Genomic DNA, 19,503 nt, shown 5'->3' on the forward strand with positions numbered 1-19,503 from the left:
ACGTCATTCCCTCAGAGAATGACCTGTCGCGGTCGAGCCTGTGGAGTGTTCATGTCCAAACGCCTGCTACCCACCATGGCTGCCCTGCAGTGTTTCGAGGCGGCTGCCCGGCACATGAGTTTCACCCGCGCCGCCGAGGAGCTGCACCTGACCCAGAGCGCGGTCAGCAAACAGGTCGCGCAACTGGAGGAGATGCTCCAGCACCCGCTGTTCCATCGCATACGCCGGCGCCTGCAACTGACCCCCGCGGGCGAGCTTTACCTGGCCGAGGTCGACAAGATCCTTACCCAGGTGGATATCTCCAGCCGCTACATTCTCTCCTACGGTGGTGAAACCGAAGTGCTGCGCGTGGCCACCCAGCCGACCTTCGGAGTGCGCTGGCTGATCCCCAATCTCAAGGGCTTTTCCAGGGCGCACCCGAACCTGCACCTGGATATCCGCAACGAGCTGGAGCCCTTCGACCTGGTGCAGGCCAAGGCCGACGTGGCCTTCTTCTACGGCAATGGCACCTGGCCGGGCGCGCTGTGTATCGAGCTGTTCGGCGAAGACGTGGTGGCGGTGTGTGCCCCGTCCATCCTGCCGGCTGCGGCCCTGACCAGTGCCGGCGACCTGACCGGCCTGGTGCTCCTGCAATGCGCCTCGCGGCCCGAAGCCTGGCACCAGTGGTTCGCCGAGCAAGGTATCGACACCGAGTTCAGCTATCACGGCCCGCGCTTCGACACCTTCTACATGTGCATACGCGCCGCCCAGGACGGTTGTGGCGTGGCCCTGGTGCCGCGCTTCCTGGTCGAGGACGAACTGGGCGAGGGCAAGCTGGTGATTCCCTGGCAGCACCTGAAGGTCAGCGAGGGCGCGCATTACCTCGCCTGCGCCGAGCAGTCCCTGGAGCTGCCCAAGGTGCGCGCGCTGGTCGACTGGGTGCTGGGCAAGGCGCGGGCACTGCCGGCCAGCCGGTGAGCCTGCATTCCCTGAGGGAATGAAAAGCTGAGCAGATATCGGTTGTCGGCCTGCAACCCGCTACGCAGAATCGCCTATGAAGGTCGCCGTCAGTGGCCGGTCGCAAAGAAGGAGTCACCATGAACAGCGCTGCATTGGTCAGCCCGGACTCGATCCGAGCGCAGTTTTCCCGTGCCATGTCGGCCCTGTACAAGAGCGAGGTGCCGCTCTATGGCACGTTGCTGGAGCTGGTGGCAGAGACCAACGCACAGGTTCTAAGGACTCAGCCAGAGGTCGCCGAACGGTTGCGCAGCAGCGGCGAGATCGAACGCCTGGAGGCCGAGCGCCACGGTGCCATTCGCGTGGGCACGGCTGAGGAACTGTCGACCCTTCGCCGGTTGTTCGCGGTGATGGGCATGCAGCCGGTGGGGTACTACGACCTGGCGCCAGCGGGCGTGCCAGTGCACGCCACGGCGTTTCGCCCCATTCACGAGGCCGCGCTGCAGGTCAGCCCGTTTCGGGTGTTCACCTCACTGCTGCGCCTGGAGCTGATCGAGGATGCCGGATTGCGTGAAAGGGCGGCCGAGTTGTTGAGCCGGCGACGCATCTTTACCCCGCGGGCCATCGAACTGATCGAGCAATTTGAAGCCGCGGGTGGCCTGCAGGCTGGCGAGGCGGACGAATTCGTCCGTGAGGCGCTGGAGACATTTCGCTGGCATAGCCGGGCTACGGTGAGCGCCGAACAGTATCGCCAGCTCCACGACCAGCATCGCCTGATCGCCGATGTGGTGGCCTTCAAGGGGCCGCATATCAACCACCTGACGCCGCGCACCCTGGACATCGACGCGATTCAGGCCGGGATGTCGCAGCGTGGTATCACCCCCAAGGCGGTGATCGAAGGGCCGCCGCGGCGCAACTGTCCGATCCTGCTGCGCCAGACCAGTTTCAAGGCGCTGCAGGAGGCCGTGGCCTTTGTCGGCCAGGACGGGCCGCAAGGTAGCCACACTGCCCGGTTCGGCGAGGTCGAGCAGCGCGGCGCGGCATTGACGGCCAAGGGCCGCGCGCTCTACGACCGCCTGCTCGACAGCGCTCGCCAGGCCCTGGGCGAGGCGCCCAGCGAGGCCAATGCCAGGCGCTATGACGCGCTGATGGCCGAGCACTTCCAGGCCTTTGCCGACGACCAGGAGACCCTACGCCGTGAGGGGCTGGCCTATTTTCGCTATTTCCCCACGCCCGTCGGCCTGGCCGCGGTGAACCAGGCCAATCGCCCGCGCGGGCTGGACGCGTTGATCGAGGCGGGGCACGTGCGTTGCGAACCGCTGGTGTACGAAGACTTCCTGCCGGTCAGCGCGGCGGGCATCTTCCAGTCCAACCTGGGCGGCGGAGCCAGGGCCGACTACGCCCTGGCTGCCAGCCAGGCGGATTTCCAGCTGGCCCTGGGCGCCGAGGTGCAGGATGAGCTGAGCCTGTACGCCGAGACCCAGCGGCGTTCGCTACAGGCGTGTGCCAGCGCGCTGTGCCTGGAGGCAATAAGCTGATGCGCGTTGAACTGGACATTCTGCGCCGCTAACGCCAAGGTCGACGCTTTGCGAGAGCGATCCATGCACAAACGCGGTCTGGCGCTAGCCCTCCTGGCGTGTTTTCAGGCAATTCCCGCCATGGCCTGCGCGCCTGGCGAAACCCAGGTATGCCTGGGGGGCTGCATCTGCGTCCCCGACCCCAATGGCGTGCTGGGGCCGATGCAGGAGCGGGCCGGGACGATCTCCGCCAATGCCCTGGAAGGCTGGATCCTGCGCTCGCGCGACTCTGCCGTGCGCCAGGGTACCCTGCCAATTCCCGCTGATATCCGCCGCCAGCTGCTGCCGTTCTATGCCGCTGAACTGCTCGATTCCGTGCGCTACAAGGTCGGCGACCTGGATGAGCTGAGTGCCGCCCGCAACGTGATGCAGAACCCCGACATCAAGGCGGTCACCCTGGTCGACATCATCGTGTTTCGCAACGCCGAGATGGCCGAGCACGACGCTGCCCTGTGGGCCCATGAGCTGCTGCACGTGCAGCAATACCGGGAATGGGGCACCGCCGGTTTCGCGGCCCGTTACAGCCGCGACTTCAATGCCGTGGAAGCCCCGGCCTATCGTCGCCAGGCAGAGATTTCGCGCATCCTGCGCGAGCAGGCGCGCCACTGAGGTGAAATCAGCGGGCGGCTCTGCCGCGTAGCGCGATGACGCACAGGGCGACGGCCGCCAGGTTCAGGCTCAGCGGATTGAATGCCTGGGTCAGCAGTCCGGGGGCAAAGATCGCCACGTCCACCAGCAACAGGATCAGCGCCGCCATCGCCGTCCACAGTGGCCAGTGCCGGCGACGCAGCAGCAGGATAAGCAAGCCCAGCAACACCTCGCCGACACCGGCCGCCACCAGCAACTGGTGGGGCAGCCCATGGGCATCGAGCAGGCGCAGTTCGGTGGCGTCCTGGCACAGCAGCTTGGGCACCAGGCCATGGTAGATGAAGATCGCGCCCAGCGTCAGCCGGGCCAGCCAGGCATCAGTCATGCAGAAAGCGCTCGCGGTCCTGCGGGCGCGGCACCTGGCAGCAGGCGTGGCGGCCAAACAGGCGATAGCGATTGCGGGCGATGGGGTCGTATGCCCCGTCGCGCAGGCGGCGGGGTATGACGCGCAGCACTGTCGCCCAGCGCCATGGGGCCGGCAGATGGCGCAGAATCGCCAGGATCGCATCGCTGCGCTTGAGCGCCTGATCGCCCTCGACATACAGGAGCGTGTCGAAATGATCCAGCGGCATACCGAACCACGCAAGGATCGCCTGGCCCTGGGGCGATTGCACGCTGCACAGCTTGAGCTTGCCGGCGCGGTCATGGCGAATCAGAAAGCGGCTCCAGCCATTGCACAGCTTGCACACGCCATCGAACAGCACGACGCGATCACCAGGTTGCACATGAGGTGGGTAAGCCATGGACATTCTCCACGCTGTAGACCGAGCCAGAGTAACGCAGCTGGGCGCTCGGAAACGACATTTCGCCGGCCGCGGAGCAGACCTCCTGCGCCTGACCGAGGCCGCAGTCGCGTCGCCATGGAGGTCTGAATTTTCCTGGGCACACTGTCAGTTTTCCTTCGCATCTGCCCACCTTCTCAAGCGGCATACGCTTGCTGCGCAAAAAACCGATAACCGTGTACCCATCTTCTATGCTTGATGGCAGAGCAGCCTGCAGTTTGCGGCTGAACGGTACTCAATAAATCGACAGGGCAGCCGATCAAATTCAACGTGATTGCCTTTTGGAGAAAGCGCATGTTCGGTAACCAGTGGAAAAAAGAATTGCAGGCCAAGGATGCCGAACTGTCGTTGCTCCGACAGATGTATCAGGGCATCGAGGCGGAGATGATCATGCTGTCGGTCGACCCCGATTTTCGCATCATCGATTGCAATGCCAATTTCAGCCGTCTTATCGGTTACAGCCCTGAGCAACTGAACAGTCGGTTCATGCACGACTTCGTGCCGGACTATGTGAAAAACCTTCCTTGCTACAAGGAGTTGAGCAATGTGGTCAGGACCGGCGGCTCGATCAGGGATCGCTATCGCTTCTTGCGCTGCGATGGTGCGCTGGTTTGGATCCGTGCAAGCTGGCAGGCCATCCGTGATGAACGCGGAGTCGTGCAGCGGGTTCAATGCGTTGGTATGGATGTTACCGACGCGATGAATCAAGCCCGTGAGAACGAAGATTTCATCAAGGCGCTGCTGCGCTCCACAGCGGTAATCGAATTTGATCTGGGAGGCCATGTCCTGATGGCCAATGATCAGTTCCTGCATGGCATGGGTTATACCCTGGATCGCATCAAGGGCAAGCATCACAGTCTTTTCTGCGATCCGCAGGAAACCAACTCCCTTGACTACAAGCAGTTCTGGGAGCGCCTGAATCGTGGCGAGTTCGTCGCCGGGCGCTTCAAACGTATCGACAGCCACGGCCGCGTGGTCTGGCTGGAAGCGACCTATAACCCGGTGCACGACACCCAGGACAAACTCTACAAGGTGGTGAAGTTCGCCACCGTGATCACCGATCAGGTCAACCGCGAAGAAGAGGTCAACGACGCTGCGGGGATCGCCTACGGCATTTCCCAGCAGACCGACACCACTGCCCAGCGCGGCGCCCAGGTGGTGACCGATACGGTGCAGACCATGCAGCGTATCTCCGAGCAGATGGCGTCGGCCTCTGAAGGCATCGAGGCGCTGGGCAAGCAGTCGGTGCTGATCAGCACCATGGTGCAGACCATCGGCAGCATCGCCCAGCAAACCAACCTGCTGGCCCTTAACGCCGCCATCGAGGCCGCGCGTGCCGGCGAGCAGGGGCGGGGCTTCGCGGTGGTCGCTGACGAGGTCAGGCAACTGGCCAGTCGCACCAGCAAGGCCACCGAGGAAATCGTTGGCGTGGTGCAGGAAAACCAGAAGCTGGTCGACGCTGCCGTGCGCGACATGGGTAGCAGCCGTCAGCAGGCCGAAGCGGGGCTGGAACTGGCCAACCAGGCGGGCGACGTGATCGTCGAGATCCGCCAGGGCGCCAAGCAGGTGCTGGGCGCGGTAGAGCGATTTGCCAGCCAGCTGAAATAGCCCCGCCGTCAAAGCGCGCCAGGTATATCCGCCTGGCGTTCGGCGGCCGATTAGGCGCTGCGTGAGGTTTTCTGGATAGAGAACGGCAAATTTGCGGCTTTGCGCGAAAGCCGCTGGCCCTGTTCAATCTTCGTTTGCCACGCGGAGAGCACCATGGCCGAAGACCAGCGCCCCCTCAACGAATTCTATGACCAGCAATACAACGCCCGTGCAAGCGTGGCGGATTACGCGCAATACCCGGTGTTGTATCGCTCTCTGAGTGAGGCGGCACATGCCAGGCGTCGGTCCATCAGGGATGTGGCCTACGGGCCGGGCGCCGGTGAGCGGCTGGATATCTTTCCTGCCGCCCAGGCGAATGCGCCGGTATTGCTGTACATCCACGGTGGCTACTGGCGCGCATTGTCCAAGGACGATTCGGCGTTCATGGCCCCCGCGCTGGTGGATGCGGGGGCCTGTGTGGTGGTCATCGACTATGACCTGGCGCCAATGGTGAGCCTCGATCAAATCGTCGACCAGACCCGCCGGGCGCTGGCCTGGGTGCATGGGCACATCGCCGAGTTCGGTGGGGACCCGGCGCGCATCGTCGCCAGCGGCAGTTCGGCGGGTGGGCATCTGGTCGGCATGCTGCTTGCGGGCGGTTGGCAGGCAGATTATGGCGTGGCCGCGTCCGTGCTTCACGGTGCCTTGCCGATCAGCGGCTTGTTCGATCTGCTGCCGCTGCTGGAAACCCATATCAATGCCTGGATCAACCTCGATGAGGTGTCGGCACGGCGCAACAGCCCGCACTTTCATGTACCGCAGCAGACCACCGAGTTGGTGGTGAGTTACGGTGCGCTGGAAAGCGCCGAGTTCGCTCGCCAGTCCCATGACTACCTCGAGGCCTGGCAGGCGAGGGGGTTGCCGGGACGCTTCGTTGCCGCACCGGGCAGGAATCATTTCGATGTGGTACTGCAACTCGGCGAGCCCGGCACGCCACTGCATCGGGCCGCACTGCAGTTGCTCGGGTTGTGAAGGTGGCGGGGCGGGCCTGCAGGCCCGGCCCGCAACTCACTCAGAACAGCGACAGGGTGTAGCTGAGGATCAGGCGGTTTTCGTCTATATCACTGCGGTAGTTCGAGCGCGCGGTGACGTTGCGCACCCGTACGCCGATGCCCTTGAGTGCACCACTCTGCACCACATAGCCGATGTCCAGATCACGCTCCCACTCCCGGCCCTCGAAACCTGCGCCGGTATCGACGTTGTTGCCACGGATGTAGCGCAGGGTGGTGGTCAGGCCAGGCAAGCCCAGAGTGGCGAAATCGTAATCATGGCGCACCTGCCAGGAGCGTTCGTCTGCCGAGGCGAACTCGTAGGTCGGTACCTCATTGCCCAGTGGGGTCACGTTGGCGAATACCTTTGGCAAGCCATGGTCACCGAACATGCCCTGATAGCCCACATAGAAGGTGTGCCCGCCGTGCTTCGCGGACAGCAGTGAGTAGAACGCCCGATTGTCCACGTCACCTATGCGCTGCTGGCCGTCCTCGTGGGAATCGAAGAAGCCCAGGTTGGCGCCCAGTACCCAATCGCCGACTGGTTCGGCGTGCTTAAAGGCGAGGTGGCGCTGGTTGTAGATATCTTCCAGTTGCGCGTACCAGAGGCTGGCCGTGGTGCGCTTGGCGTTGAAGCTGTAGTCGGCACCGAGGTAGTTGAAGGCCTCGGCAAAGGCCTGGCGTTGCGGCTGGTAGCCGATCATCGCCTGCATCCGGCCATCGCCGGCCTCGTTGCGCAGGCTGGTGGATTTCAGGTGGCCGGCCTGCAACGTCAGATCGCGGAATTCCTTCGACGTCAGGCTGATGCCCTGATAGGTCGGTGGCAGCAGGCGGATGTCGCTGTACACCAGCACCGGCAGGTTCGGCTGCAACTCACCGACCTTCAGCTCGGTCTGCGACAGGCGTACCTTGGCGGCCACGCCCAGGCGGCTGTATTCGTCGGCGGCGCGGCCATTGTCACGGACCGGCAGCAGGCCGGTATTGACGCGATCAGGCGAGCTGTCGAGTTTGATGCCCAGGGTGCCGATGGCGTCGATACCAAAGCCGACGGTGCCGGCCGTGTACCCGGATCTGTAGTTGAGGATGAAGCCCTGAGCCCATTCTTCGGCCTTGGATTGCGTGTTGCTGCCGACGATGTCGGAAAAGTCGCGGCTGAAGTAGTAGTTGCGCAGTTGCAGGGTGGCGCTGGAGTCCTCGAAAAATCCGGCCTCGGAGGCCAGTGCGGTAAAAGGGAGGGTGCCTAACAGAAACGGGATTGCACGGGTTTTGTCGGTCATCGCGGAGCTCTTCTTGGCGGCTTTCAGGGTGCAACCATCCGCCAACGGCCCAAGGGGCCGATGGAGAGATGGTGGCGGTTGGCAATCGGGCCCGTGTTGGCGAGCCGATGGGTTGGGCGTTGGTCAGACGCCCAGGTAGCGATGCGAAAGGTCAGGCGAGGCGGCCAATTGCTGCGGCGTGCCTTCCCAGACCTGTCGTCCCTTTTCAATGATGTGATGGCGGTCGACGACCCGGGCCATCTCCTTGAGGTTCTTGTCGATAACCAGGATGGTTTCGCCCTCGGCTTTGAGGGTGGTCAGGCAGTTCCAGATGGTTTCGCGGATGATCGGCGCCAGCCCCTCGGTAGCTTCATCGAGGATCAGCAACTGCGGCCCGGTCATCAGTGCGCGGCCCACCACGAGCATCTGCTGCTCGCCGCCGGACAGTGTTTTCGAGAGTTGTTGCTGGCGTTCTTCCAGGCGCGGGAACAGCTGGTAGATGCGCGTCAGGTCCCACCTGCTGGCGCGGCTGGCGGTGGCCAGCAGGTTCTCGCGCACGCTCAGGCTGCCGAAAGCGCGCCGGCCTTCGGGCACCAGCCCCAGGCCGGCCTGGGCGATATGGAACGGCTGCTTGCCGCGCATTTCCTTGCCGTTGATACGCACGCTGCCGGCGCTGGGTTTGAGCAGGCCCATGATCGACTTGACCGTGGTGGTTTTGCCCATGCCGTTGCGGCCGATCAGCGATACCACTTCGCCTTGCTCGATCTTCAGGTGCATGTCGAACAGTACCTGGCTCAAACCGTAGCCGGCACGCAATCCGCTGACTTCAAGCATGTTCTTCTCCCAGATAGGCAGCCCGCACCTGCGGGTCGTTGCGCACCTCATCGACGGTGCCGGTGAGGATGGTCTGGCCGTAGACCAGCACCGTGATGCGGTCGGCCAGGGCGAACACCGCATCCATGTCGTGCTCCACCAGCAGGATGGCGTAGCGGCCCTTGAGTGACATCAGCAGCTCGGTCATGCGCGCGGATTCTTCGGCGCCCATGCCGGCCATGGGTTCGTCGAGCAGCAGTACCGAGGCCTCCTGGGCCAATGCCAGGGCCAGCTCCAGCTGGCGCCGCTCGCCGTGGGACAGTTCGCTGACCAGGTCGTCGCCGCGTCGCCCGAGGCCGACCTGTTGCAGGTAGCTGTGGGCTGGTTCGAGCAGGCTCGCGTCGCCTGACAGCGGCGTCCACATACCGTAGGTACGTCGCTCCCGCGCGGCGATGGCCACCGCGACGTTTTCCAGCACGCTGAATTCCGGGTACAGCTGGCTGACCTGGAACGAGCGGGCCAGGCCCAGGCGTGGCCGCTCGTGGGCGGGCAGGGTGGTGATGTCCTGCCCGGCGAAGAGGATCTGGCCCTTGTCGGGGCGAATCTCGCCGGCAATCTGCGAGATCAACGTGGATTTGCCGGCGCCATTGGGACCGATGATGGCGTGCAGCTCACCCGCCAGCAGCTCCAGGCTGGCGTCGTTGGTGGCCTTGACCGCGCCGAAGGACTTTTCCAGGTGACGGATCGACAGTTGCGCAGTCATGGTTTGGCCTCCACTGGTGCTTGCTGCACCGCACCCTTCACGACGCGCGATTCGCGTTTGGCGCCGCTCATCAACAGGCCGTAGATGCCCTGGCGTCCGAACAGCACCACCAGCAGCAACAGCGGACCGAAGATGATCAGCCAGTGCTCGGTCCACAGGCTCAGCACCTGCTCGAGCCCCAGGTAGACGGCTGCGCCCAGCACCGGACCGATCAGTGTGCCGACCCCGCCGAGAATCACCATGGCCATCAGCTCGCCGGACTTCTGCCAGGCGCCCATGTCCGGGCTGACGAACATCGCGTAGTTGGCCCACAGCACGCCGGAAAGCCCGGCGCCGACTCCGGCGATCACGAAGGTGGTCAGCCGGTAGCGCAGCGGCTTGAGGCCCAGGCTGAGGCTGCGTCGCTCGCTCTGCTTGAGGCCGCGCAGCACGAAGCCGAACCGCGAGGTGACCAGGCGCCGGCAGAACAGCAGCCAGCCGACCAATAGGGCGACACTCAGGTAGTAGAACTGGTTGGCGTTATCCAGATCGAGGCCCGGCAGGGTGTTGCGCTCGTTGATCACGATGCCGTCGTCACCGCCGTAGAGCGACAGCGAGCCGAGAATGAAATACAGCATCTGGCTGAACGCCAGGGTGATCATGATGAACTGCACGCCACTGGTGCGCAGCGACAGGTAACCCATCACCAGGCCGAGGAGCCCGCAGCAGAGCAGAGCCAATGGCCAGATGAGCAGGGCGGCGTTACTGCCTTCCCAGCCGAACAGCGGCATGGCCTGGGAGGCATGAAAGGCGATGATGCCCACCACATAGCCGCCCATGGCGAAGAACGCGGCGTGGCCGAAGCTGACCAGTGCGCCGTAGCCGATCAGCAGGTCCAGGCTGGCGGCGGCCATGCCGTAGATCGCCAGGCGGGTGAACAGGCTGACCAAAAACGGCTCCTCCAACACGCTGGCCAGCAGCGGCATGAGAGCGAAGACGGCCAGGCAGACGAGGTCGATGATGATGCGACGGGACATGACGTTCTCCTCAGGCGCGGGCCGGTAGCAGGCCGCGGGGGCGCACCAGCAATACCAGCGCCATGACGATGTAGGCGCTGGCCGAGAGCAGCCCGGCGCTCAGCGAGCCGCTGACCTCGCTGGGCAGCAACTGGTCCAGCAGGGGTGGGATGTAGGCGCGGCCGAGACTGTCGACCATGCCGATCAACAGGGCGCCGACCAGGGCGCCGCGTACCGAACCTACACCGCCGACGACGATGACCACGAAGGTGGTGATCAGCACTTTCTCGCCCATGCCCACTTCCACCGACAGCAAGGGTGCGGCCATGAAACCAGCCAGCCCGCACAGCACGCAGCCGAACACGAACACCAGGGTGTACAGGCGCGAGATATTCACGCCCAGCGCGCCGACCATTTCATGGTCGTCGGCACCGGCGCGGATCAGCATCCCCAGGCGGGTGTGGTTGATCAGCAGCCACATGGCCAGCGCCACCACGATGCCAGCGGCGATGAACAGCAGGCGGCTGACCGGATACATCAGCCCCGGCAGCACCTCGACGAAGGCGTTGTACCAGTCCGGTGTAGGCATCGAAGGCGGGCTGCGACCGAACAGCAGGGTGATCAGCTCGTTGCTGAAAAACACCACCGCCAGGGTCGCCAGCACCTGGTCGAGATGGTCGCGGTTGTAGAGCCTGCGGATGATCGCCGTTTCAATGATCAGCCCGTAACAGGCGGCGCCGGCCAGCGCGGCCAGGGCGCCGAGCCAGAACGAGCCGGTGGTCATGGCGGTGAAGGCCGCACAGTAGGCACCGACCATGTAGAACGCACCGTGTGCTAGGTTGATCACCCCCATGATGCCGAAGATCAGCGTCAGGCCCGAGGCGAGCAGAAACAGCAGGGCGCTGTATTGCAGACCATTGAGCAATTGTTCGAGCAATAGCATGGTGAAGTCCTGCGGTAGTGGCCCGCCCATCAGCGCCGGGCGGGCTGGTGGGCTCAGGTCACAGCGGGCAGTCGGCGGCGAAATTGTCGACCTGAGCCTTGGCGATGGTTTTCACCTTGACCTCGCGCAATGCGCCATCGGCGCCGGCCTCCACCTTGAGCAGGTGCCAGTCGATGACCGCATGCTGGTTTTTGGCGAAGCTGAAGTCGCCACGCACGGAGTCGTACTTCGCTGCGCGCAGGGCGGCCCTGAAGGCCTCGGTGTTCTTCACGTCGCCGTTGGTAGCTGCCAGGGCCGAGCCGATCAGGCGTGCAGTGTCGTAGCCCTGGGCCGCGTACATGGTCGGTGCGCGGCCGTATTTTTCGTTGAAGGATTTGACGAAGGTCTGGTTGGCGGGATTGTCGCCTTGCGGGTCCCAGCCGCTGACCACGTTCATGCCCTCGGCCAGGTTGCCGGTCGCCGCCAACATGCGTTCGTCCATGGAGAACACCGGCACCACCATGGGGATGGTCTTCGACAGACCCGTGCTGCCGTACTGCTTGGCGAAGTTGATGCCGCCGCCGCCCGGGTGGAACTGGAATACCGCATCGGGCTTGAGCGAGCGCATGCGTGCCAGTTCGACGGAAAAATCCAGCTGGTTGAGTTTGGTGTAGATCTCGGTGACCTCACCCTTGAAGCCGCGTTTGAACCCGGCCAGCGCATCACGCCCGGCCTGGTAGTTGGGCGCCAGGATCACCATCTTCTTGTACCCCAGTTCATTGGCAGCGACGCCGGCCATCTCGTGGGGTACGTCGTTCTGGTAGGAGGCGACGAAGTAGTTGGCTTTGCACTGCTTGCCAGCCAGGTTGGAGGGGCCGGCGTTGGGGCTGATGTAGAAGTTGCCGTCCTTGGTGGCGCCATTGACCACGGCGGCCAGCACGTTGGAGAACATCACGCCGGTGTACAGCGAGATGCCGTTGAGGCTCATGCGGTCGGTGATCTGCTTGCCTTTGGCCGGCTGCAGGGCGTCATCTTCGACCACCAGCTCCACGGGGATACCGCCGAGCTTGCCGCCTTCCTGCTCCATGGCCAGGCGGAAGGCATCGCGGGCGTCTTCGCCGAGATAGCCGGCGGGCGTCGACAGGGTGGTTATGAAACCGATGCGCACGGGCTCGGCTGCCAGGGTGGACATCGACGAGGCCAGGGAGGCCCCGAGCATCGCAAGGGTCAGGACATTTTTCATCATTACCGCCTTGTGGTGCAGCCCCGCCTGGCTGGCAGGGTTGCGATTATTGTTGGGGGGCAGTGGGAAAACGATTGGTACCGGGTCGAGCCGGCGATCTGTTGCCGCCGGTCTCAGGTATTGCTCTCGGTGAATTTCTCGAAGTAGAGGTGGCCGTTGTCGATAGCGTTTTCGCTCAGCCAGGTCTTTACCGACTCGACCATTGGCGGCGGGCCGCACAGGTACATGTCGAACGGCGCCTCGCGCAGCGCAGCGGCATCGAAGTGTTCGGCCAGGTAGCCGCGCCGTCCGTCCCAGGCCGGTTCGGCCTCGCTGAGCACCGGCACGAAGCTGAAGCCGGGAATGCGCTCGGCGTAGGCCTGAATACGGGTCAGTTCGCACAGGTCGGCCTGCTGGCGTACGCCGTAGTAGAGGGTGACCGGCTGGCCGCAGCCGCCGCGCTCTGCGATCTGGTCGAGCATGCCGAGAAACGCCGACAGGCCCGTGCCGCCGGCGACCATCACCAGTGGGCGTTCGATCTGGCGCAGGTAGAAGGCGCCCAGGGGCGCCTCGAAGCGGATTTCATCGCCCACCTGGCAGCGCTCGCGGATGTAGTTGCTCATCACCCCGTCGGGCAACAGGCGGATGAGAAACTGCAGGCGGTTTTCGGCACTCGGCTGGCTGGCGAAGGAGTACGAACGCCAGGCGTCGGTGCCGGGAATCTGCAGGCGTGCGTACTGGCCGGGCAAGAAGTCCAGTTGGTGCTCGTCGCCGCTGGCGTCCAGGTGCAGGATCGCGGTGCCGGCCGAGACCTGCTCTACATGGCACACGCGGCTGCTGGCCTGAATGGTTCGGTTGGCGCCGCACAGCGCGGAGTCGAAATCGAAGTAGAACGAGGCGTCGGACTGCACACGGGTCTGGCAGGTCAGCACCTTGCGCTGCGCCAGGTCCTGTTCCGACAGGGCTTCTTCGTCCACGTAGTCAAGGCTGTAGCTGCCCGACTCGCAGCGGCCCATGCAGGTGGCGCACACACCTTCTCGGCAGTCCAGGGGAATGTTGATGCCATTGCGCAACGCGGCGTCGAGGAGGATCTCGTTGCCGTTGACGGGGAAGAACAGCGTCTTGCCGTCGGCGAAACTGAAGGCGACCTTGTGATTCATGATGTCTGCGTCCGCACGGTCAGAGGTGATAGAAATCCAGCACCGAGTTGATGGTGTCGTTGAGCAGCACCACATGCTTGCGGCTGATCACGAAGCTGTCGCCGCTCGGGCGCAGGTGGTAGGTGGCGTAGCCGAAGAAGTGCTCGCTCTGGCCCAGGCGGTGGTACAGGGTGGTCCAGTTGGCCTTGACCTGCAGTTGCCCGCCGGGCAGTTCGGCGATGCGCAGGTTGCTGATGTTGTGCAGGGTGCGCGGCATCGGGATGGTCGAGGCGGCCTTGCCGGTACGGATGCGGAACACCCGGTCTTCCAGCCCGGAGCGGTTGGCGTAGTAGATCAGCGACATGCCTTTCTTCGGGTCAACGGTGTAGCTGTGCTCGGACTCCCACTGCGGCAGGTGGAACTCGCTGTCTTCGCTGAACAGCGCCAGGTAGGCGTCCCAGTCCTGGGCGTCGCACAGCTCGCATTTGCGAAAGAAGAATTGCTCGATCTGGTAGTGCAGTTGCGGATTCATGTTCATACCTCGCGCAGCTTCAGGGGCTGGTCCTGGGCGATCCTGTCCAGGCCTTGCAACAGGAAGCGCTGCCAGTTGCTGTGCTGGTTGACGTACAGGCCCTCGTGGGTGAATTCGGTGCCGGTCAGCGCCGGCTGAATGCCGATCGCCTCGCTGTTGGCGGTCGGGCCTTCGACCCATTTGCCGTTGCCCCGGGAGATATCGCTCCAGCGCTCCAGGCGAGCCTGGAAGCCGCGCTGGGCTTCGCGGAATTCCACCAGGTCGTCTGGCGTACCCATGCCCGAGACGTTGAAGAAGTCCTCGAACTGGCGGATGCGGCTCTCGCGGTCGGCGTCGGACTCGCCCTTCACGCCGATGCACTGGCTGATCACCTCGGTCTTGTTCCAGGCCACCGGGCGCACGATGCGCAGCTGCGAGCTGATCTGGTCCATGAAGAACAGGCTGGGGTAGATGTTCAGGTTGCGCAGGCGGTGCATCATCCACTCGGCCTTGGCCTGGCCGTATTCGGCCACCAGGCGCGGCATCACCGTGGCGTAGCCAGGGCGCACCGTGGGGTTGGGCATGTCGCTGAACAGCAGGCTGTGCCCGTTGTGGAAGGAGAACCAGCCGTCGTCGGTCTGCGCGTCGCCGGCGCCGAGCTTGCTGTAGTCCAGGGTGCTGCTGGCGCCGCCCTTCTCGGCGTTGACCTGCTGGCGGTGCTGCACGGTGGCCACGTAGTTGTAGTGCACGGTGCTGACGTGATAGCCGTCCAGGCCGTTTTCGTTCTGCAGCTTCCAGTTGCCGTCGTAGGTGTAGGCCGACTTGCCGGGCAGCACTTCCAGCTCACCGGTGGGCGACTGGGCGACCATCATGTCGAAGAACACTTTCGAGTCGCCGAGGAATTCTTCCAGGCTGTCGGTGCCCGTCGCATCCAGGCTGATGAATACGAAGCCCTTGTAGCTTTCGATGCGCGCTTTCTTCAGGCCGCGGGTGGCCTTGTCGAAACCCTCGGGGTACTCGCCCGGCGCCTTGACCTTGACCAGGCGCCCGTCGCTCTTGTAGCACCAGGCGTGGAACGGGCAGGTGAAGGTACTCTGGTTGCCCTTCATCACCCGGGTCAGGGTGGTGCCGCGGTGCTGGCAGGCGTTGATCAGTGCGTGCAGCCGGCCTTCGCCATCACGGGTGATGATCATCGGCTGGCGGCCGGCACGCATGGTCAGGAAGTCGTGCTGGTTGGCGATCTCGCTCTCGTGGCAGGCGTAGATCCAGTTCTTTTCGAAGATCAGTTCCATCTCCAGGTCGAACAGCTCCGGTTCGGTGAACATGTCCCGGGCGATGCGGAACACGCCTTCGCCAGGGCGAAAGTCCAGGCAGCCGTTGATGAAGTCCTTCCACTGATCGACGCTTCTTGTTGGTGTCATGGTCCTGTACCTGTCGGATCGGGTGCATGGGGGAGGTACTTGCCGCAAGCAGCGGCATCCTCGTTGCGATCATTTAACGGGGGCTGGAACAGGCGCAGCTATCCGCTTTGTGGCCAAAGGCGAGCCGTAAATTTTGCGCGGTGGTGGGGTCGCGGGCGTGGCTAGCACGTGCGTCGGAGCAGCCGATATCCGCTTTTTCAGCGCTTGCTGGCCACTTTGCAGGGGCTGGCCAAACGGTAACAACGGTGGGTCGGTACGCCACACATGGGCTTGGCTGAAGGGGCCGGCACCAGGTGGCGGCACGCTGCAGTGCATTGGGCGCCCGCACCGCCTACGTGCTGGTGCAACCAGCGAAGCAGCGCTCTGTAACGGGGCGTTCAGGTCGTCTGGCGCAAGCTGCCGTCGGCTCGCCGTGAGCCGGGTTATCCGAAAAGTTGAGCATTGCTATCCGGAAAGTTCGCAGGCCTTGCAGATGGCGCTTTCATGGCCTGTGGCTTGCATCGCTGTTGCGCACGCGTCGCAGAACGCGCATAGAAAACAGCCTTGAAGAGTGCCCGTGATGAGCCTGAAGTCTGAATTTCACTTGCGTGATATCCACGCCGATCACAGCGACCTTGCCGGCGCCCGTTCGTGGATGTCGGCCATTTGCGGCCCCCACCAACTCAAAGCCAGCCGGCCGGGCCGCATCCAGTTTCGCCACAGCGCCAACGTGCTCAAATCGATGTCGACCACCTTGGGGATCATCGAATACGGCACCGACGTGACGGTCGATATCGCTGATGTCGACAGCTTCAACAGCTACAGCATCAGCCTGCCGCTGTGCGGCGAGCAGGAGTTGGCCAGAGGCGGCGAGCGGCTGCATTCCGATTCCCAGTACGGCGTGATCGTCGCGCCCAACGAAAGCCAGGAACTGAGCATCGCCGGCAATTGCCGCAAGCTGCAGGTGGTCATCAGTCGCACGGCGATGAACAAGACCCTTGAGGAAATGCTGCAGCGCCCCATGCATCAGCCGCTGCGTTTCCTGCCCGGCATGGATGCGGTCAATGGCGACGCGGCATCCTGGTGGCGCACGGCCAAGCATTTCATCGAGGAGATGGAGCGTGGCGAGCTTTACGGGCAACTGATGTTCAGCCGCGATGTGGAGAGTGCCCTGGTCAAGGGGTTGATCCTGGCGCAGCCCAACAACTATTCCGAATTGTTGCGCGAAACCCTCGGCGCCCGCATGCCCCATTATCTGGTTCGTGCCCGGGCGTACATCCAGAGCCACGCGCGTGAAGAGCTGCGGCTCGAAGATGTCGAGCGAGCGTCCGGCGTATCGCGCTTCAAGCTGTTCGAAGGGTTTCGCAAGCACTTCGGGCTTTCACCCATGGCCTACCTGAAAAAATACCGCCTGACCGCAGTGCGCCAGGAAATTCTCGAAGGCCGGGGCCTGTGCAACATCTCCGTGATTGCCATGGAGTGGGGTTTCAGCCATCTGGGGCGCTTTGCCTGCGAGTACCGCAAGCTGTTCGACGAAACGCCGAGCATGACGCTGCAGCGCGCCGAAGCACACCGCTCGCGTTCGCACTGAGGGCCACCTTCTTACGCCATCGACGGCAGCCGTCGCTTTACGGTGGTCTTCTTGACGATGGCGGTGTTGGTCAGTGCATAGACGTTGATGTGGTCGAGTATCTCATCCAGCTGCTCCATCGACCGTACGTGAAGCCGGGCGATAAAGCAGTCTTCGCCGGTGACCTTGTCGCACTCGGTGAACTGCGGCGTGGCCTGGATCTGCCGCTCCACCTCGTGCAGCTGGCCGGGCAGGGGGCGAATGCGCACGATGGCCTGCAGCTGGTAGCCGAAGGCGCGCGGGTCGACCTCTACGCCATAGCCTTTCAAAACGCCTTTCTCTTCGAGCTTGCGCAACCGTTCTGCCACGCTCGGTGAGGACAGGCCGCTGATCTGCGCCAGCGCCTTGAGCGAGCGACGGGAGTCCTCCATCAGCGCATTGATCAGTTGCTGATCTTTTTCATCGGTCATGCTCGCTCCAAAGGCGTTTTCCGAAATTCGCCTTGATACTAAAGCCTGCACGCCGTTTTTGCCTTCCTTTTGCCATGGAGCGGCTGCAAGTCGCTCGCCATACTTTGCGCACTACTTGAAGGAGCGTATCGATGGACAAGCAAACCCACAGAGGCACGCTGGAAATGGTCGCCGCCATGCTGATTTCCGGCACCATCGGCTGGTTCGTTCTGCTGTCCGGTTTACCGGTGCTGGACGTGGTGTTCTGGCGCTGCGTATTCGGCGCCCTGACACTGCTGCTGGTCTGCGCGCTGCTGGGCCACCTGCGCCTCGGCCTGCTAAGCCGCGTTACCCTCATGTTGGCCGTGATCAGCGGGGTGGCCATCGTCGGCAACTGGCTGCTGCTGTTCGCCTCTTACTCGCGCGCCTCAATCTCCATCGGCACGGCGGTGTACAACGTGCAGCCGTTCATGCTGGTGATCCTGGCGGCGCTGTTTCTCGGTGAAAAACTGACTCTGCAAAAGCTTGCCTGGCTGTCGATCTCGTTTCTCGGCATGCTGGCCATCGTCAGCGCCCATGGCAGCGCCGGGCAGGGTGGTGATGATTACCTGACGGGCATCGCCTTCGCGCTGGGCGCAGCCTTTCTGTACGCCGTGGCGGCACTGATCATCAAGAAACTCAAGGGCGTGCCGCCGCACCTGATCGCGCTGATCCAGGTCAGCGTCGGTGTGCTGATGCTGGCGCCGCTGGCCGACTTCACCAGGCTACCCCAGGGCCAGCACACCTGGTCGATCCTGCTCACCCTGGGCCTGGTGCACACCGGCGGCATGTACGTGCTGCTCTACGGCGCCATCCAGAAACTGCCTACCGCGCTGACCGGCGCGCTGTCGTTCATCTACCCGGTTGCGGCGATCGGCGTTGACTGGATGGCCTTCGATCACCAGCTCAGTGTTTTGCAGTGGCTCGGTGTGGCGGCCATTTTGCTGGCGGCTGCGGGGATGCAGCAGGGGTGGGGGCTGCGTATCGCCGGCTGGCCAAGGCTCAGCCGTTGAGAGGGAGTTTCGCCGCTTGGCTCCCGGGCAAGGGCAGGCACCTGTTACGGTGCCTGCGCAGGTCAGGCCTGGGAGCGTGCGGTGGTGAGGTCGATCAATTCCGCCCAGTTGCTCATCGAGATGAAGTGGCAGTACACCAGATGCAGCCAACCGCGCTCGCGCCATAGCACCAGGGTTTCTGCCGGCAGCTGGTTGAAGCGCGTCTCGTCGATGACCTTGAAGCCGCCCATGCTCAGTTTCTCGCCAGTGGCCAGGGTGACATCCGCACGGTTGTCATTGAGTAGCCCGGCCTCCACCAGTGCCTCGACGAAGCCGTTGGTGAACACATGGTGGCCCTGATAGTCCCGGCAGAACGCCAGGGCGTTCTCGACCAGCGCAGTCGGCTTGCCGTCTTCGAACAGTGGGCGGCCCCCTTCTTGGCTCACGCCCGCAGCGGCCTCGTCGATGCACAGGGTGTATTCGCTCTTGTCGCTGTTCTCCATGAAGATGAACGGGTAGCGACGGACATATGCCGGCACGTAGCTCGCCTGCCACTGCCCCTGTTCGCTGACGAACAGGTTTTCGCCATTGCGCAGGCCGAGCAGGGCTACCGGTTGCGGTTTTTCGCCCTCGGCAAAGACGATGGGGTAGTGCTTGCACACCTGGGTGAACTCCGCCGCTACCAGCGGCACCGAATTGCTCGCGGTGGCGAAGCGGTAGTCGCTCGCTTCGGCCAGGCCGAGGCTGGCGTCCTGTTCGGCGCGCAGCGGGCGTGGCTGCTTGTAGAAAACCGGCAGTGCTGTGGTGGTCATCGCAAAACTCTCTTTGCTTCTTTCATATGGGTCACATTCTC

20 protein-coding genes are annotated in these 19,503 nt (G+C 63.6%); 7 read left to right on the forward strand and 13 right to left on the reverse strand.

Annotation, left to right across the window (positions count from 1 at the left end):
- Positions 1–51 precede the first annotated feature (51 nt).
- The 3 genes from BM154_RS12675 (at position 52) to BM154_RS12685 (ending at position 3,122) form a co-directional block, all read left to right on the forward strand.
- Positions 52–957 (forward strand): LysR substrate-binding domain-containing protein, encoded by a 906-nt coding sequence (locus tag BM154_RS12675; protein WP_074884184.1) that lies wholly within the window; start codon positions 52–54, stop codon positions 955–957.
- A 119-nt stretch (positions 958–1,076) separates the two neighbouring features.
- Positions 1,077–2,474, forward strand: coding sequence for a 2-oxoadipate dioxygenase/decarboxylase HglS (hglS, locus tag BM154_RS12680; RefSeq protein WP_074884187.1), 1,398 nt, complete (start codon positions 1,077–1,079; stop codon positions 2,472–2,474).
- A gap of 63 nt (positions 2,475–2,537) precedes the next feature.
- Positions 2,538–3,122, forward strand: coding sequence for an eCIS core domain-containing protein (locus tag BM154_RS12685; protein WP_074884190.1), 585 nt, complete (start codon positions 2,538–2,540; stop codon positions 3,120–3,122).
- 7 nt (positions 3,123–3,129) lie between these two features.
- Here the strand turns inward: BM154_RS12685 and BM154_RS12690 are convergent, their stop codons facing one another.
- Together BM154_RS12690 and BM154_RS12695 are read right to left on the reverse strand one after the other, a co-directional pair.
- Positions 3,130–3,486, reverse strand: a complete 357-nt coding sequence (locus tag BM154_RS12690; RefSeq protein ID WP_074884194.1) for a DoxX-like family protein — start codon at positions 3,484–3,486, stop codon at positions 3,130–3,132.
- Positions 3,479–3,904, reverse strand: a complete 426-nt coding sequence (locus tag BM154_RS12695; RefSeq protein WP_208609435.1) for a thiol-disulfide oxidoreductase DCC family protein — start codon at positions 3,902–3,904, stop codon at positions 3,479–3,481. The genes BM154_RS12690 and BM154_RS12695 overlap by 8 nt, the downstream gene beginning before the upstream one ends.
- Positions 3,905–4,237: 333 nt before the next feature.
- Between BM154_RS12695 and BM154_RS12700 the strand changes: the two genes are divergently transcribed.
- Entirely contained in the window at positions 4,238–5,551 is a 1,314-nt protein-coding gene (locus BM154_RS12700) for a methyl-accepting chemotaxis protein (RefSeq protein ID WP_074884200.1), read from the forward strand.
- Between the two features lie 153 nt (positions 5,552–5,704).
- Positions 5,705–6,562 (forward strand): alpha/beta hydrolase, encoded by an 858-nt coding sequence (locus BM154_RS12705; protein WP_074884203.1) that lies wholly within the window; start codon positions 5,705–5,707, stop codon positions 6,560–6,562.
- Positions 6,563–6,602: 40 nt separating this feature from the next.
- Here the strand turns inward: BM154_RS12705 and BM154_RS12710 are convergent, their stop codons facing one another.
- The 9 genes from BM154_RS12710 to antA form a co-directional block, all read right to left on the reverse strand.
- Complete coding sequence (locus tag BM154_RS12710; RefSeq protein WP_074884206.1) at positions 6,603–7,856, reverse strand: OprD family porin; 1,254 nt, start codon at positions 7,854–7,856, stop codon at positions 6,603–6,605.
- Positions 7,857–7,979: 123 nt separating this feature from the next.
- Complete coding sequence (locus BM154_RS12715; protein WP_074884210.1) at positions 7,980–8,669, reverse strand: ABC transporter ATP-binding protein; 690 nt, start codon at positions 8,667–8,669, stop codon at positions 7,980–7,982.
- Positions 8,662–9,411: an ABC transporter ATP-binding protein gene (locus BM154_RS12720; RefSeq protein WP_074884213.1), complete on the reverse strand. Its 750-nt coding sequence runs from the start codon at positions 9,409–9,411 to the stop codon at positions 8,662–8,664. Before BM154_RS12720 ends, BM154_RS12715 begins: the two co-directional genes overlap by 8 nt.
- Entirely contained in the window at positions 9,408–10,427 is a 1,020-nt protein-coding gene (locus BM154_RS12725) for a branched-chain amino acid ABC transporter permease (RefSeq protein ID WP_074884216.1), read from the reverse strand. Before BM154_RS12725 ends, BM154_RS12720 begins: the two co-directional genes overlap by 4 nt.
- A gap of 10 nt (positions 10,428–10,437) precedes the next feature.
- Positions 10,438–11,349, reverse strand: coding sequence for a branched-chain amino acid ABC transporter permease (locus BM154_RS12730; protein WP_074884219.1), 912 nt, complete (start codon positions 11,347–11,349; stop codon positions 10,438–10,440).
- A gap of 58 nt (positions 11,350–11,407) precedes the next feature.
- The gene (locus BM154_RS12735) at positions 11,408–12,571 is read right to left on the reverse strand and encodes an ABC transporter substrate-binding protein (RefSeq protein WP_074884222.1); all 1,164 of its coding nucleotides are present in this window, start codon (positions 12,569–12,571) and stop codon (positions 11,408–11,410) included.
- A 113-nt stretch (positions 12,572–12,684) separates the two neighbouring features.
- Positions 12,685–13,710 carry an anthranilate 1,2-dioxygenase electron transfer component AntC gene (gene antC / locus BM154_RS12740; protein WP_074884228.1) on the reverse strand — a complete coding sequence of 342 codons (1,026 nt, stop codon included), beginning with the start codon at positions 13,708–13,710 and terminating at the stop codon, positions 12,685–12,687.
- Between the two features lie 19 nt (positions 13,711–13,729).
- Positions 13,730–14,221, reverse strand: a complete 492-nt coding sequence (gene antB, locus BM154_RS12745) for an anthranilate 1,2-dioxygenase small subunit (protein WP_074885330.1) — start codon at positions 14,219–14,221, stop codon at positions 13,730–13,732.
- Between the two features lie 2 nt (positions 14,222–14,223).
- The gene (antA, locus tag BM154_RS12750; protein ID WP_074884232.1) at positions 14,224–15,621 is read right to left on the reverse strand and encodes an anthranilate 1,2-dioxygenase large subunit; all 1,398 of its coding nucleotides are present in this window, start codon (positions 15,619–15,621) and stop codon (positions 14,224–14,226) included.
- A 559-nt stretch (positions 15,622–16,180) separates the two neighbouring features.
- Here antA and BM154_RS12755 point away from each other — a divergent pair.
- Positions 16,181–17,191 (forward strand): AraC family transcriptional regulator, encoded by a 1,011-nt coding sequence (locus tag BM154_RS12755; RefSeq protein WP_074884234.1) that lies wholly within the window; start codon positions 16,181–16,183, stop codon positions 17,189–17,191.
- Between the two features lie 11 nt (positions 17,192–17,202).
- Here the strand turns inward: BM154_RS12755 and BM154_RS12760 are convergent, their stop codons facing one another.
- Positions 17,203–17,640: an Lrp/AsnC family transcriptional regulator gene (locus tag BM154_RS12760; protein WP_074884237.1), complete on the reverse strand. Its 438-nt coding sequence runs from the start codon at positions 17,638–17,640 to the stop codon at positions 17,203–17,205.
- Between the two features lie 131 nt (positions 17,641–17,771).
- Here BM154_RS12760 and BM154_RS12765 point away from each other — a divergent pair, with 131 nt between their 5' ends.
- A complete protein-coding gene (locus BM154_RS12765) occupies positions 17,772–18,671 on the forward strand; it encodes a DMT family transporter (RefSeq protein ID WP_074884239.1) in 900 nt (299 codons plus the stop codon).
- Positions 18,672–18,733: 62 nt separating this feature from the next.
- On the opposite strand, the gene BM154_RS12770 is transcribed toward BM154_RS12765, so the two are convergent.
- Complete coding sequence (locus tag BM154_RS12770) at positions 18,734–19,462, reverse strand: SapC family protein (RefSeq protein ID WP_074884242.1); 729 nt, start codon at positions 19,460–19,462, stop codon at positions 18,734–18,736.
- Positions 19,463–19,503 lie beyond the last annotated feature (41 nt).

Source organism: Phytopseudomonas argentinensis (genome assembly GCF_900113905.1).
Taxonomy (GTDB): domain Bacteria; phylum Pseudomonadota; class Gammaproteobacteria; order Pseudomonadales; family Pseudomonadaceae; genus Aquipseudomonas; species Aquipseudomonas argentinensis.

Excerpts from the sequence above, each read along its gene's own strand:
- BM154_RS12675 (WP_074884184.1), top strand. The coding sequence starts at position 52 with ATGTCCAAACGCCTGCTACCCACCATGGCTGCCCTGCAGTGTTTCGAG.
- hglS (WP_074884187.1), top strand. The coding sequence starts at position 1,077 with ATGAACAGCGCTGCATTGGTCAGCCCGGACTCGATCCGAGCGCAGTTT.
- BM154_RS12685 (WP_074884190.1), top strand. The coding sequence starts at position 2,538 with ATGCACAAACGCGGTCTGGCGCTAGCCCTCCTGGCGTGTTTTCAGGCA.
- BM154_RS12690 (WP_074884194.1), bottom strand. The coding sequence starts at position 3,486 with ATGACTGATGCCTGGCTGGCCCGGCTGACGCTGGGCGCGATCTTCATC.
- BM154_RS12695 (WP_208609435.1), bottom strand. The coding sequence starts at position 3,904 with ATGGCTTACCCACCTCATGTGCAACCTGGTGATCGCGTCGTGCTGTTC.
- BM154_RS12700 (WP_074884200.1), top strand. The coding sequence starts at position 4,238 with ATGTTCGGTAACCAGTGGAAAAAAGAATTGCAGGCCAAGGATGCCGAA.
- BM154_RS12705 (WP_074884203.1), top strand. The coding sequence starts at position 5,705 with ATGGCCGAAGACCAGCGCCCCCTCAACGAATTCTATGACCAGCAATAC.
- BM154_RS12710 (WP_074884206.1), bottom strand. The coding sequence starts at position 7,856 with ATGACCGACAAAACCCGTGCAATCCCGTTTCTGTTAGGCACCCTCCCT.
- BM154_RS12715 (WP_074884210.1), bottom strand. The coding sequence starts at position 8,669 with ATGCTTGAAGTCAGCGGATTGCGTGCCGGCTACGGTTTGAGCCAGGTA.
- BM154_RS12720 (WP_074884213.1), bottom strand. The coding sequence starts at position 9,411 with ATGACTGCGCAACTGTCGATCCGTCACCTGGAAAAGTCCTTCGGCGCG.
- BM154_RS12725 (WP_074884216.1), bottom strand. The coding sequence starts at position 10,427 with ATGTCCCGTCGCATCATCATCGACCTCGTCTGCCTGGCCGTCTTCGCT.
- BM154_RS12730 (WP_074884219.1), bottom strand. The coding sequence starts at position 11,349 with ATGCTATTGCTCGAACAATTGCTCAATGGTCTGCAATACAGCGCCCTG.
- BM154_RS12735 (WP_074884222.1), bottom strand. The coding sequence starts at position 12,571 with ATGAAAAATGTCCTGACCCTTGCGATGCTCGGGGCCTCCCTGGCCTCG.
- antC (WP_074884228.1), bottom strand. The coding sequence starts at position 13,710 with ATGAATCACAAGGTCGCCTTCAGTTTCGCCGACGGCAAGACGCTGTTC.
- antB (WP_074885330.1), bottom strand. The coding sequence starts at position 14,221 with ATGAATCCGCAACTGCACTACCAGATCGAGCAATTCTTCTTTCGCAAA.
- antA (WP_074884232.1), bottom strand. The coding sequence starts at position 15,621 with ATGACACCAACAAGAAGCGTCGATCAGTGGAAGGACTTCATCAACGGC.
- BM154_RS12755 (WP_074884234.1), top strand. The coding sequence starts at position 16,181 with ATGAGCCTGAAGTCTGAATTTCACTTGCGTGATATCCACGCCGATCAC.
- BM154_RS12760 (WP_074884237.1), bottom strand. The coding sequence starts at position 17,640 with ATGACCGATGAAAAAGATCAGCAACTGATCAATGCGCTGATGGAGGAC.
- BM154_RS12765 (WP_074884239.1), top strand. The coding sequence starts at position 17,772 with ATGGACAAGCAAACCCACAGAGGCACGCTGGAAATGGTCGCCGCCATG.
- BM154_RS12770 (WP_074884242.1), bottom strand. The coding sequence starts at position 19,462 with ATGACCACCACAGCACTGCCGGTTTTCTACAAGCAGCCACGCCCGCTG.